Source organism: Ruegeria sp. Alg231-54 (genome assembly GCF_900143525.1).
Classification (GTDB): Bacteria; Pseudomonadota; Alphaproteobacteria; order Rhodobacterales; family Rhodobacteraceae; genus Ruegeria.
The window spans coordinates 1-12,592 of sequence record NZ_FREZ01000016.1; the positions used below are offsets into that span (position 1 = coordinate 1).

Below are 12,592 nucleotides of genomic sequence, written 5' to 3' on the forward strand. Positions count from 1 at the left end.
TTCCAGCACCTCGCCTTCGTGATCCACAGCCCGCCATAGGTAGTGCGTCTCGCCATTGATCTTCACGAAGACCTCGTCCAGATGCCACTGCCAGTTCGAATAAGATCGCATCCGATTGACCCTGTTTCTGCGGATCTCTGCCGCGAATATCGGGCCAAATCTGTTCCACCAATAACGCACAGTTTCGTGGCTGATCTCGATGCCGCGCTCGTGCAAAAGATCTTCAACATTGCGAAGCGAAAGCGGAAACCGAACATACATCATGACGGCCAGACGGATGATCTCGGGGCTCGTCTTGAAGTAGCGAAAAGGGCTGCGTCTTGTCATCCTGCGACGCTAAGTGCTCGCCCTGCCCGCCTCAATAAGTTTCTTCTGACAGTGCCCGGCGCGGTTTTCTCGGCAGGTTCTATTACTTGGATGAGTTCGACGCCCGAAAACGGGTATGACAATGACGTCGCGCAGATCACCCGCAATGTCATCACCCGGTTCCTCGACCCGACCCCCTTTCCTGCAGTCCCCGCCGAGGAGGTCGATGACGTGAACCGGGTGCCATCCAACCCGGAATACGAACACGCAGACCAAAAATAATGATTTTCGGTGATGTTCTGAGGAGAGGGCAATTGGGTACCGGCTCGACGCGCATCAGTGTCCTCATCCGCGTCTTTTGAACGGTCAAACATAGCAATTGAAAGAATGACCGACCGAGCCCAAAATGGCCTTCAGTTTGTTTGTAACTTTTGCTGTTGTTGTGAACTTTCGAACTGAATCTGAAATGCCGATCTCAGGGATGGCGCTCACATCCAAAAGGTTCTGTCTTCTTTGTTGCGCTATCCAGAGTATGCTACTTAGTTTTTCTGGCGCGGCTAACCCTAAGGTGTGACTCTTGCCCTTCGAAGTGAGTAAAGAAGAGATCCTGGAAGAACTGGAACGTATTGTTGGTTCGAGTGACTTCGCGGTTAGTAAACGTACCAGAACCTTTTTTGAGCATCTCGTCAGAAGTGAAATTGACGGCAAGGGTAAAGAACTTCATGGCACTGCGTTAGCAATAGATGTGTTTGGAAGAGGCGCGGACTTTGATCCCAACACTGATCCCGTCGTGCGAACTGAAGCGGTAAAACTACGAAAGGCGTTAAGTTACTATTATTTGACCTCAGGTAGACAAGACAGGGTAGAAATATCGGTTCCAAAAGGTCGGTATCGACCCACCTTTCGCTTTCGAAAACTGCAAGCAACAGATACGAATTTGACTGATGAGCAAACGCCAAGGTTGCCCACGCTGGGCATCAGATCGTTCTCAGGATCAGAGTCTGTGCGCGCAATCTTTTTTCGCGATGGGTTGCCGGAAGAAATTGCATTAGAACTCGCCCGTTTCGCTCACATTCGGGTGCTAACAGGGTTTCGGGCGGAAGACTCGAAAACTGAAACTCATGAGGGGGATAATTCTCTTGAGCGCTGCGACTATGTTCTGGGAGGGACGGTTCGCGAAGATGGCGAATGTTTGCGCGTTATTGTTCAATTCAAACGTCGAGAAACAGGTGACCTAGTTTGGTCGGAACGCAAAGATATCCATTTGAGCAACGCCAGTGTTTTCAAAGCGCAGGAAAACATCGCAAAGCGCTGCGCAACCTACATTGCAGATGCATATGGGTTTGTTGCAACCGACGTTGGGAGGAATGCGCGAACGCGGCCTGCCTCTGACTCGAACGTGTATGAGGCTTTACTGGCATTTCACACCCATCTTCGCGCAAATAGGGTCAGCAGCTTGGCGCAAATGATGGAACTTTCGCAAGCTGCTGTCAGGGAGAACCCAACCAGTGGATTGGCGCATGCTCTTTTATCATTTGGATATGTTGAAGAGGTAGGTGTTGGACAAAAAAGATTGAAGTCCGTTGTCGAAGATGGCCGAATTCACGCAGAGAAAGCATTGGCTTTTGAGCCACAATGCCAGGAGGCTCTGATTGCCGCAGCAATTTATGCCCAATTGGATGAAGATAAACCAAAGTTTCTTCAATTAATTGATGCGGCAACACGGGCCAATCCAAATGGCGGTCTTCTGCTCGCTGTGGCCGGAGGATGGATTGCATTTGCTGGCGATCCTCATAAAGGCGCAGAATTGGTACGACAAGCGACAGATGCGAACCCCATGTTGCCAACCTGGACCAAGATTACACTTTGCCTGGATGACGTTGAGAAAGGAGACTTCAAAGCGGCTGCCAAAAAAGTACGCCGAATAAATGTGCGAGACTCTTTCCTTGATCGTTTGATTATTTCCGCGGTGTACAGCCTCGCCGGTGAAACGGGGCTAGCCCGGGCACAATTGCCTGAGACAAATGGCGACTTCACGATTGACGAATACTTAAGCGATCTAACCTTCGCACCCGGCGTTACTGAAATGATCCGTGCGGGGTTGGACCGCCTTTGAATCGGTAGAGTTCTGAAGAGTAACGGAAGAAAGCAAAACTGCTGTGTTGATTTCCGCACAGCCGCGGGCAGATGAAAACTCAATTTATTCTTACCTTTACACAGCGTGCTTTTCGAAGGTTCGACCGTTTTGTTCTTCATGAAACGTCCAGAAATCGGAAGCTAATCGTGAGATTTAAGGCTTCTCTTGCGTCCGGTAGAAGAAGCTTTTTTGTATTACCTGGCCGAACCTTCGCAATCCCATGAATTATTGTCGAAAGGAGCCTGGTTGGGTCCCTGTAAGTTTCTGAACATGCAGTGCATCGGCTAGCTGCTCAGCAGCATCGTAATAAAAGAAAAACTCATGGTGCACGCAAACAAACCGCCCATTGACCAGAAACTCTGTGTAAATCCTTCGGTGTAGATCACTAAGTTCATCAGTCTCTTGGTAGAATTTCATTAAGTCTTTGGGCGGTGTCGAAAGGACAATATCCCAAGCTCGTGAGTCAACGTTTTCCATTTTCTCCTCCATTCAACTTGTTTGCTTTAGAGCCCCTGAGACACCGGGTGCCTCTTATTGTGGCGACCCGGTGAGGGTCGCAAGCGGCATACTGTTGCTTGCAGGTTTGGTTCGATAGGTTCTTGCGCCCAATACCAATCACTATGGATTGCTCTCTTTTGACTTGATCGACAGCGTCAGAAAGCAGGGAGTGTTCTGCGCTGCTTGCTGCAATTAAGTAATCAGTGATTTCAGGCAGGACGTTGTTCCACGTTGGGCAAGCCAAAGCGAACTGAGCAAAGAAGTTTGCCGTGAATTTGAACAACCGCTCCGAACTCGTCGCATCGGATTCTCGTGCTGCCCAAAGTAAGGTTTCCCATAGTCCATTTTCGAAGGCGACCTGCGCTCGAGGAGCCTTTTGCAAGTCAATCTGAACTTGGTGCTTTCTGGCAAGCAAAAGCTCAGACGTACGTAAGACCAAATTATGTGACGCAGCCGTTGTGGCCGGGTATTGGTTTCGCAGCGTAGTTAGCAGATCAAATTGTGACATTTTCTTTCTCCACCTTTCCCGTTAATGCAAAACGAAAATGTGAAGAGTTCAGCGTTCTTTGGAGGTGTCCTACAGTAGTGCAACTGTTGTCGGGGTGCTGTCAGACGAATTCGAACGGTGCTGTCAGACTAATTCGAACTAGGCTCAGTTTGCCGCGGAAATCGCGAACTTATCCGGAACAAAGTTGACGCCACTCGCTAAGAGCGGCGGCGCGGGTCAGCTTGAAGGTGTCTCGACTGGCTAACGATCTTTCCTGGTTGAAGTGGTTGTAAACGGAAGAATGGATGGAGGCGAATTTCTGTAAACTTCGCATRCGCCTGAAACGCAGCATGGCCCGTTCTCTTCGTCGGAAAGGCAGGTGCGAGTTCTCGACGCGGTTGTTGAGCCACCTGCCCGTCCTTTGTTTTTCGAGTGCATCCAGTTCTTTGAGCGCGGCTCTGTATGAGGCGAAGCGATCCGTCACGACGGTTTCCGCTTTGCCGTGTCGCTTCATTAACTTCTTGAGGAATTTCAGTGCTGCAGCCTTGTTTCGGCGTTTGGTGACAACGGCTTCCAGCACCTCGCCTTCATGATCAACAGCCCGCCAAAGATAGTGCCGCTTGCCATTCACCTTCACGAAAACCTCGTCCACGTGCCACTTCCATTTGGAGAATGCGCGCAGCTGCTGAACACGCTTCCRTCTGATCTCAGCAGCAAACATCGGGCCAAACCTGTTCCACCAATATCGGATAGTTTCGTGGCTCACGTCGATGCCTCTCTCGTGCAGCAGATCTTCGACATTCCGAAGCGAGAGCGGGAAACGGATGTACAGCATCACCGCAAGGCGGATGATCTCGGGACTGGTTTTGAAATACTTGAAAGAGGCAGGATTGGTCATGGGCAAAAGCTACGCAACACCCCTGCCCCGCTCAACCCAAGTTCTTCTGACAAGACCTCCCCGTGAATGGCGATGTTTGTCCACTGCCATTCGAATTGCGTTGCCGTGGCGTCTCTGAAGTTGCGCTCAAAAACGGACGCGACCGCTTCCCGACCGGAACACAGCTCGTCGGCCCCGGTTCCGATGAGGGAAATATGCTCACCACCCACAAAGATCGCCATCAGGCGTTTTAGGTCCTTGGCGCAATAGGCGACGGCATACTCTTCCAGCGTCGCCAACACGGCGTCCCGGTCTTTCATCACAATCCCTCTCTGAAAAAGCCCCAGTTCAATGGAAATTCGAGTATACCGAGTTTAAGTCGGATCGCACGCCAGTGCTCCCAAACCGAGCAGAAAGCGAGAAACAACGATGAGCCAATATCCAAATTCAGCGGCGGGTGGCTGCCTGTGCGGCGCTGTTCGATACCAGGCAACGGCAGAACCCGACTTCGTAGCTTACTGCCACTGCACGTCATGCCGAAAGGCCACCGGTGCACCCGTTGCCGTCTATGCGACCTATGCCGAAAAGGATGTACAGTTCACCAAAAGAAAGCGAAGCGTCTTTGCCTCCTCGCCGGGCGTTAGCCGTACATTCTGTGGAGATTGCGGCACGCCAATCTCTTACGAAGCCGAATGGAATGGCGACATCGTCATCGGGTTCTTCATCAGCACCCTGGATGAACCTGACAATTTTCCACCTCAGAAACATGTGGCCCACGGGGATCGGATCAGCTGGTTCGACGCCGCCGATGAATTACCACGGTTTCTCGGATTTCCCGGTGCCGTTCAGAAACCTGACAGAGTTGGTCCGGAGTGAGATTGGGTTACAACCCAACATCGAGTTCGCTCGCGTTGGCAGCCATGCAGCGAAGACCTCGCGGCTTGATCTGCCCATTACAGCCGCACGAGATTTTGCCGTTGTTGGCGATCTCATACGTGTTGCATGACAGCTCCTCGCAAGAAGAACCATTTACAGCTATAGTCGCTTCCTGAGGGGGCCATTTCATGAAAGACGGAATTCGGGCGAGCTTGAAGAAGCAGCTTCTACTGGCTTCTCTCCTACATTTATATGCGCCAGGAACGGCGTCAGCCAGCGATGGATGCGACATTTCAAACATTGCGAACATGGTGAAGACAGTGAGTATTCTTCGACAGGTTGAAAACTCGTTGAACTTTCTGGCTCTTTCGCAAATCGACGCGATTGCGGATATCGCGACCGGAGTTCACACATTAGAGCTCTATAATCATGAAAGCGGCTTTTACGGGCCGCTGGGCGGATTACGCAAAGCTACAGACAAAAATGAGACCCTACTGAATAACTTCGACAAGGCCATCCGGCGTCTGGCGACATTTGAGGCAGTTGAACCGCAGTACCGCGATATGCAGGAAAACGCCGCTCAAATCATTGCTGCAGGATACGCAGTTCTTGGCAAACTGGAATCCGGTGACACTGCTGAGGCAACACGCGTTTACGCAAGCACGACTGTGGTTGCGCTTAACGAGGCCAGGGCCGATGCATACACCGCAATGTCTGGGCTGGAGCGGAGCATTTCACTTGCCGGAGTGCGTTGCCGATAATCTCTGTCGAACTCTAACATTTGAACGCCGCCCGAGCGTCGCTATGCGCCGTCTACGCTCATTTGCACAATTGCAGCGAAAGCACCCTTCGTCCGCAAGGCGGACACTGGTAAACGATACGGTGAACGACGACTTCGTCCGCGACTCGGTCATAGCGCCATTTTCCGCGAGTGTCTGCTTTTGCCGGAAGCGGCTGTTCACTGGATGAATCGCAAAAATTTTGCCGTGAATGTCGGCTACTCGGACCTAACAAGTCATCCGACAAAAAGACTCAGATGACCGAGTCGAGCCCAAAACAGAAGTCTTGGATCCTCGCTGCGTGCGCTCGCAGCACAAAAAAAATGCGGCATGAGCGAAAGTCACGGTGCCGCCGCGCAGCAAAAAACCAGCCATTCATGCAGGCCGCGGCATACATCGGAGGTCGAATTTACAGGTCGCGGACAATGCCGTCCTTCATCACCGAATAAAGGGACTAAGCATTTGGGGGTCAAATCTACGTAGGCAAAGCTCCCGCTGCCCATTCTGCAACAACGGCCCATCCCAATGCGTTGGTCCCACAGCAACTGACGGTGGATGTCTGACCAGCAACTGAGGGTGTGCACACACCGGACGCTGGTGACGCACAGCAGGAACATCCTGCAAGCGTTCCGCGTTGCGCGACCCGCGGGACATCGGCGAGAGCGTAGAGAGACGCTTTGATGGGTTCAATTGCTTCCTTTGGCGAGAGGAGCGACGCGTGATCCAGATCGAATGTGTCGGACACCGGGAAAACCTCTCCCTCCAGAACAGTGCCCCAGATGCCGATATCCTTGATAGCCTCCGGCGCGACTTCGAACGGGTCTGCCTCAAGGATGGTAAAGTTAGCGAGTTTACCCGGAGCAATCGACCCGATGTCGGCTTCCAGTCGCAATGACTGAGCGGCATCGATGGTCACGGCGCGCAGGCATTCCTCGACCGAGAGTCTGTGCTCAGGCCCGGCGACGCGGCCCGAAACGGTGCTGCGGTTCACCCCGGCCCAGACAAGGAAAAGCGGCTCGCCAGGCGCCATCGGCACATCGGAGTGAAACGAAATTGAAGTGCCATTCGCCTTGATTGGACCAAGCGGCACGATGTCGTCGGCACGCTCTTGCCCAAGGCCAATGTCTCCGTATCTGTCCGACAAGGCAGTGACGTAGTAGGGATTGGCACTTACGATGCAGCCAAGATCGGCGATACGCTTGGCTTGATCCTCCCGGGCGTAGCCAAAGTGAACCAGTGTCGTGCGATGGTCAGCCCGTGGCATCCGCCGCATGTTTCGCTCAACGGCGTTCAAGATCATGTCGACGGCAAGGTCGCCCGTCTGGTGGACATGGATTTGATAGCCAGCCTGCCAATATTCATCAAACACCGGATCAAAAGCATCCGGCTCCATGATCCATTCGCCGTGGAAGTCGCCACCGACATAGGGCTCGGAAACCTGCATGGCGAGGCTGTAGATCGCACCATCCGCGAACAGCTTTACCTGATTGGGCAGAAATGCAGTTTTGCCCTCACCCCATTCAAGCAACTTCGCCGTCTCTTCAAGCATCGTGCCGTCATCAAGATGCAATTCCGCAAGCGATTTTCCATCTGCTATGAAATACGTTCGAAGTGGTACATCAGGGCCAGAGAAAACCGCATTGGTCGCATCCTGAAGCGGTTTTGACAGCACACCGCCCGGTTCGGCAGCCACGGTAACGCCTGCGCGGTGCATGTATTCCCGCGCAAGCTTGAGGCCCGTATCGAGGCGCTCTGGCGTTGCCAGAACGGGCGCAATCGCGGGCAGAACCGCAAACATGCCTGCCTCAAAAAAGTGACCATCGGCGAAGCTGGATTGCTCCTGCGCAAGGCCGTCAAACGAATTTACATATTCCTCAGTGATCCCCAGAAAATCCATCGCTGCGGTGTTGAGAATGAACTCGTGGGCCGAGCGGTGAACGACAAGTATCGGGCGGGTCCCACTGATCTCATCCAACTGCGGACGCCTGACATCGCCATGGAAGAAATGGTGGTAGCCCCATGTGAGCAACAAAGCATTGGGGTCTTTCATAGAAGCCTCTGCCGCTTCAAGCCGGGCGCGGTAGTCTTCCGCGTTTTTGGCGGCCTTCGACAAACCGGTTGGAAGATCCCAATCTTCAATAGCAATAACTTCAGAGGTAAGCGTCAAACCTGCGAGGAAGGGATGGACATGCTGGTCGATGAGGCCAGCGATGATGACCTTATCCGCGAAGCGTTCATCGACGCGATACGGTTGTTGCCCGATCCGCTCCACTATTTCACTGCGTGGTCCTGCGGCGAGCACCCGGTCTCCTACAACAGCAACGGTATCGATTTCAGGTGCATTTCTCTCCATCGTGATCACGCGTCGAGCTACGTACAGTTTGATTTCCGGCAGCGCCTTTAGTTGGCTTCCAAAGTACTGAAAGGATGAGGCGGCAAGAGATGAATTTGCGCTGGAGATGGTGATCATTGATGCGCCGCCCAGTAATGCCAGTGCATTCCGGCGCGTAAACCGAGTATCGTTCATGGTTCCTCACAATCTATCGGCAGAGCAAACTACTCGTAAGGCTAGCACTGGATAACGCTAAGTGGGAAGCGGAAAGCCACTATCGTTCCGTTGGCTTCAATACGCTGTTCAAAAATCAATTCCGAATGCATGCAAGGCACTACATCGCGGCGGCTTTGGGCTCGAAGCTGCCTGATGCATCTGCAAAGATAACGCACAAAGATGCCTGCGGGTAACGGCCATTCGATCCAGCGATAGTCTTGAGACGTCAGCGCGGTGCTGATGCTTGGGCATGGAGGGAGGATTGGAGGGCAAATCATGCCAAGAGTCCAACTTCCCGCAATCACTCCAAAAAGCCGAGCATGGAACAAAGGTCGGATTATCGGTCAGAGGCGACCGTTGCTTCCGAAGCAGGTCTGGGCGATCCGCGCGCGGCTCGAACTCGCAGGCAATTTGCGCGACGTGGCACTATTCAATGTTGCCATCGATAGTAAACTGCGTGGCTGCGATCTCGTGGGACTTGCTGTGACTAATCTGGTCAAGGATGATCGCGTTCGTGAACGGGTTTCGGTAATCCAAAGAAAAACAAAGCGACCAGTTCAGTTCGAACTGACTGAAAATACGCGGGATACCGTTTCCGCTTGGGTCCGTTCGCCCGAAATGATCGGCTGCCGCTTCATGTTTCCAAGCCGGTTCCATGACCGCCTCCACATCTCAACGCGCCAATATGGTCGGCTGGTTCGTAACTGGGTGACCGCGATTGGTCTGGAACCAAGCGGATACGGCACCCACTCACTCCGCCGAACCAAAGCGGCGGAGATCTATCGAAAAACCGGAAATCTCCGAGCTGTACAGCTTCTTCTTGGACACACGAAGGTCGATAGCACTGTGCGCTACCTCGGCGTCGAGTTGGAAGATGCGCTGAGCATCGCAGAAAAGATCGACATCTGAACCAAGTTGGCGGACGGCATTTGCCGTTCGCCATTTTAAATCAGATCTACAGCTGTATCGCAAAAGATGATCGGTCAGAGCCCAAACTGGACGCTTTCATAGGATTGGAAGCAGTATTCCTTACTAAATCGTAATCAATGATAGAAAATCTATTCCACGTTCGAAAGTCCACCAACTTGCGATGGCAGCACATCCGATTGCAATCGAAACTCTCAACGTCATTTCGGGTGTCGGGCCTAGTTTCGCGAAGAAGTGCAGCAATGGCCAGATCACAAGAACGATAGCAAGCTGACCAACTTCGACGCCTACATTGAACGCCAGTAAGCTCTCCCAGATATTGGGCGACGTCACCTGAAGTATTTCATGTAAAACAAAACTGAAGCCCAAGCCGTGAAGAAGTCCCATAAGCACCGTTACAACAAAGACCTTTTTGTTGGAGTTCTTTGCTAGCTCATCCCGCCTAACGGCCAGAAATGCCGCGTAGACGATGGACAAGGCAATCCCGGTTTCGACAAATGGAACAAACCAGGCTCCCGACGGCACATATCCGAAAAACCCAAGGGACAGGGTTACGCTATGGCCTACCGTAAAGCCGGTGACTCGCCACAGCAGTGCGCTTAATCCGGGGGCGCCAATCACCAGGCAGACAACAAATAGTACGTGGTCGATGCCTTCCAGGATGTGTCGCAGGCCTTCCCATACGAAAGTTACGATTCCTGAGAACCGGGACCTGGAAGCCTTAACCGGTTCTTCCATCAGGCCTCGGGTTCGAAAGACAAGCGGATCGCCGGAACTATAGTCCAGAATGAGATTGGCGGTCATTTCCTGATCAGGCAGGCCTGGGTCCAAAGAACTGGAGATGGCATAGGAGGTCGGCGCACTTCCCAATTCATACCGGAGTGTGACATCCACAATAACGTTACCAACATAAACTGGTGGGTCATCCTGTATGGTCGTTCCTGCTGACACAGATTGCTGGGCTTCGCTCAGCGTCGCAAAACCCGGCTCCTCACCTACTTTGTGGATGGTCACGGATTCAATGTCGCCCTGAACGCGCGTCCCCGAGATTTCGATGATCGTACCGGTTTCCGCGATGTGCCCAAGGCCAAGCGGGTTTTCAGCGATTTGTGAGGTGTCGACAAAATGAACCACCTGACCATCCTCAAGGGCATTTGTCGTGAAAGGAGCTGCTTCAGGAAGGCCGTCCTCATCCTTTTTGCCGATTTTGTCCGCCACAAGATAGGGCATGGGTGTTCGCAAATAGATGCGCAGACCGTCGCTTGTGTGTTCTACGTGAAAAATACGAACGTTGAGGTTCAGCAGAAAATGCGCCTGGCTAGCGACAGCAGCCAGGATCAAACCGGCCGTCACCCAAATCAACAACACCTTGTTCAGTCGGTTAAACATCCGGTGCGCGCGCCTCCATTACAGTGATACCCGTAAGCTTCCAAATTCCTCTTTCGGGACGGAACTCGACCCTTGCCCGGTACTCCACCCGACGACGATGATCATGGCCCCAATGACCCGCTCGGGCGTCTACAATCCACTTGGCAACACCCTCGAAGGCTCCGGTCGCCTTCATGTCGCCTTCCACGATTGCGACATCGGTTACTTCGGCGATGTGCGCGCGGCTCCCACCAGGCACTCGGATGGCAAGGTTTGTTTCGAGTTCAGCAGCGACGTCTGCGAGGGCCGCGTTCGTAACAATTGGCTCCAGCGCTTTGCTACGCGCTTCCGGTGAGACCTCAAGCGCGGCCACATACGAGCTCGCCAAAAGCTGGGAAAAAGTTTCAGAGACCATCTGTTCTCTGGATTGACCGGCTATTGGGTTTTGAAAAGGAACTTGCATTTCGTGTCGAAGGGCGACCCCTGCAACCAAGCCGCCAGCCGATAGAAGGGCGAACCCGATCCGCCGGCTTGCCCGGGATGACAAAAGCGCAGCCAAGGCTGCGCCAAGCGCCAGAACGACAGCCAGTGCGGTCCAGATCGGCAGAAAGACAACCCCCGCCACCTGTACCGTCTTAACTTCGGGGTCGACGTAGCGTTTCAAATGGTTGATCCAACTTACCTCTGGATCGTCCGGAACGGCCCAATCCAGGAAAGGACCGGCAACATCTGTCAGCGTCACGGGCACATGCTGAATGGTATGGTCAAACATATCCCATGTGATGGACGCCTCTTCGGGCAGTGTCGAAATCGGATAGGACAATATCAAGCCTGCAAAAGTCGTATCGGCCAGAAGCGTCGGAACGCCCTCAGCAACCTGAACTCCTCCCTCGCCCAGCGTCAGAAATGCGCCCCGGACAGAGGTGGGCTGAACTTGCTCCCCCCCGATGGTAACCGGATTACGGGTTTCGAACGCGTCCAGCGCGGCGTTGAGTATTGCTCCCTGCTGAGATGGATTCAGCCAGGAACCCGTGCTCAGGTCCATGTCTATCCAGGGTGCAAGTTCCCGCAGCCGGATAAGGATCTCGTGGCGAATTTCGCGTGGTGCCACGTACAGAAAAGACGTTGTGCCGCTTTGAACTGACCGATTGAGATTCGCGTTAGTGAACGCGCTGAACCATGGGTCGGACCAGTCGATCTTAAGTCGCGCGTCACTGTCGAAGTAACTGAACCTGGTGACTGGAACGGCGCGATCAAAAACCATGAAACCGATTGATGTGACGGGCTTATCCTCCTTGGGTGCCGGCGGGCGAAAGATCAGGGTCTCGGGGCGCACGCCGTCAAAGCCAAAGAAAGCTTCGATGTAGATAACCTGCGGATTTTCAGGAGGAGCAGGAATTGTGCGACCGGTAATTGGATCGCTTCTTCCTGCCAGGGGGGATGCACGATAAATTCTCTCACGGTGCTCGGCAGTCACAAATTCGAAAGAAAGTGGTGATCCGCCGGCGCGGATTACCGAAATGCTTTCGGATACGCTGCCAAACGCAGCTTTATGCGCGGCCACTGTTGGGTGGTAATCCTGCAAAAGCTCGGCAGGCATAAATGCCGCAAAACTTTCAAAATCCTCGGGGTAGACTTCCAGCTCAAGACGGACGCCGTCGTTTTCCACCCGAAAGACTGCGATGTTTCTGGCAACCTCCGCCCCGCTATACGGGATGATGTCACCATTTGCAGAGCTGCCCATTACTAAAGCAATGAACAACATCAGAAAGCATCGGGTTTGGATCAA

General features: G+C 53.1%; 12 protein-coding genes. 5 read left to right on the forward strand and 7 right to left on the reverse strand.

The annotated features are described in order from the left end of the window. Window positions 1-327: DDE-type integrase/transposase/recombinase (locus DHN12_RS20785; protein WP_159090095.1), on the reverse strand; the 327-nt coding region annotated here is incomplete at its 3' end. Between the two features lie 90 nt (window positions 328-417). Between DHN12_RS20785 and DHN12_RS24505 the strand changes: the two genes are divergently transcribed. Together DHN12_RS24505 and DHN12_RS20795 are read left to right on the forward strand one after the other, a co-directional pair. Beyond that, on the forward strand, window positions 418-588 hold the full coding sequence (locus DHN12_RS24505; RefSeq protein ID WP_159090096.1) for a hypothetical protein: 171 nt from the start codon (window positions 418-420) through the stop codon (window positions 586-588). A 295-nt stretch (window positions 589-883) separates the two neighbouring features. Next, entirely contained in the window at window positions 884-2,422 is a 1,539-nt protein-coding gene (locus DHN12_RS20795; protein ID WP_159090097.1) for a hypothetical protein, read from the forward strand. A gap of 484 nt (window positions 2,423-2,906) precedes the next feature. Here DHN12_RS20795 and DHN12_RS20805 read toward each other — a convergent pair whose 3' ends face one another. From DHN12_RS20805 to DHN12_RS20815, 3 genes are all read right to left on the reverse strand, one after another. Then, window positions 2,907-3,449: a hypothetical protein gene (locus DHN12_RS20805; RefSeq protein ID WP_108861902.1), complete on the reverse strand. Its 543-nt coding sequence runs from the start codon at window positions 3,447-3,449 to the stop codon at window positions 2,907-2,909. A gap of 169 nt (window positions 3,450-3,618) precedes the next feature. Continuing rightward, window positions 3,619-4,326: an IS6 family transposase gene (locus tag DHN12_RS20810; RefSeq protein ID WP_108861903.1), complete on the reverse strand. Its 708-nt coding sequence runs from the start codon at window positions 4,324-4,326 to the stop codon at window positions 3,619-3,621. Continuing rightward, entirely contained in the window at window positions 4,323-4,625 is a 303-nt protein-coding gene (locus DHN12_RS20815) for a nuclear transport factor 2 family protein (RefSeq protein WP_108861904.1), read from the reverse strand. Before DHN12_RS20815 ends, DHN12_RS20810 begins: the two co-directional genes overlap by 4 nt. Window positions 4,626-4,734: 109 nt before the next feature. On the opposite strand from DHN12_RS20815, the gene DHN12_RS20820 reads away from it, so the two are divergent. Both DHN12_RS20820 and DHN12_RS20825 read left to right on the forward strand, forming a co-directional pair. Then, window positions 4,735-5,181 (forward strand): GFA family protein, encoded by a 447-nt coding sequence (locus tag DHN12_RS20820; RefSeq protein WP_108861905.1) that lies wholly within the window; start codon window positions 4,735-4,737, stop codon window positions 5,179-5,181. Between the two features lie 188 nt (window positions 5,182-5,369). Next, window positions 5,370-5,942: a hypothetical protein gene (locus DHN12_RS20825; RefSeq protein WP_159090098.1), complete on the forward strand. Its 573-nt coding sequence runs from the start codon at window positions 5,370-5,372 to the stop codon at window positions 5,940-5,942. Window positions 5,943-6,435: 493 nt separating this feature from the next. On the opposite strand, the gene DHN12_RS20830 is transcribed toward DHN12_RS20825, so the two are convergent. Then, window positions 6,436-8,487 carry an amidohydrolase gene (locus DHN12_RS20830; protein ID WP_234416716.1) on the reverse strand — a complete coding sequence of 684 codons (2,052 nt, stop codon included), beginning with the start codon at window positions 8,485-8,487 and terminating at the stop codon, window positions 6,436-6,438. 297 nt (window positions 8,488-8,784) lie between these two features. Between DHN12_RS20830 and DHN12_RS20835 the strand changes: the two genes are divergently transcribed. Next, entirely contained in the window at window positions 8,785-9,417 is a 633-nt protein-coding gene (locus tag DHN12_RS20835; protein ID WP_108861907.1) for a tyrosine-type recombinase/integrase, read from the forward strand. 123 nt (window positions 9,418-9,540) lie between these two features. On the opposite strand, the gene DHN12_RS20840 is transcribed toward DHN12_RS20835, so the two are convergent. Both DHN12_RS20840 and DHN12_RS20845 read right to left on the reverse strand, forming a co-directional pair. After that, a complete protein-coding gene (locus DHN12_RS20840) occupies window positions 9,541-10,824 on the reverse strand; it encodes a HupE/UreJ family protein (protein ID WP_108861908.1) in 1,284 nt (427 codons plus the stop codon). Beyond that, window positions 10,817-12,568, reverse strand: coding sequence for a hypothetical protein (locus tag DHN12_RS20845; protein WP_159090099.1), 1,752 nt, complete (start codon window positions 12,566-12,568; stop codon window positions 10,817-10,819). The genes DHN12_RS20840 and DHN12_RS20845 overlap by 8 nt, the downstream gene beginning before the upstream one ends. Window positions 12,569-12,592 lie beyond the last annotated feature (24 nt).

Excerpts from the sequence above, each read along its gene's own strand:
- DHN12_RS24505 (WP_159090096.1), top strand. The coding sequence starts at position 418 with ATGAGTTCGACGCCCGAAAACGGGTATGACAATGACGTCGCGCAGATC.
- DHN12_RS20805 (WP_108861902.1), bottom strand. The coding sequence starts at position 3,449 with ATGTCACAATTTGATCTGCTAACTACGCTGCGAAACCAATACCCGGCC.
- DHN12_RS20815 (WP_108861904.1), bottom strand. The coding sequence starts at position 4,625 with ATGAAAGACCGGGACGCCGTGTTGGCGACGCTGGAAGAGTATGCCGTC.
- DHN12_RS20820 (WP_108861905.1), top strand. The coding sequence starts at position 4,735 with ATGAGCCAATATCCAAATTCAGCGGCGGGTGGCTGCCTGTGCGGCGCT.
- DHN12_RS20825 (WP_159090098.1), top strand. The coding sequence starts at position 5,370 with ATGAAAGACGGAATTCGGGCGAGCTTGAAGAAGCAGCTTCTACTGGCT.
- DHN12_RS20830 (WP_234416716.1), bottom strand. The coding sequence starts at position 8,487 with ATGAACGATACTCGGTTTACGCGCCGGAATGCACTGGCATTACTGGGC.
- DHN12_RS20835 (WP_108861907.1), top strand. The coding sequence starts at position 8,785 with ATGCCAAGAGTCCAACTTCCCGCAATCACTCCAAAAAGCCGAGCATGG.
- DHN12_RS20840 (WP_108861908.1), bottom strand. The coding sequence starts at position 10,824 with ATGTTTAACCGACTGAACAAGGTGTTGTTGATTTGGGTGACGGCCGGT.
- DHN12_RS20845 (WP_159090099.1), bottom strand. The coding sequence starts at position 12,568 with ATGTTGTTCATTGCTTTAGTAATGGGCAGCTCTGCAAATGGTGACATC.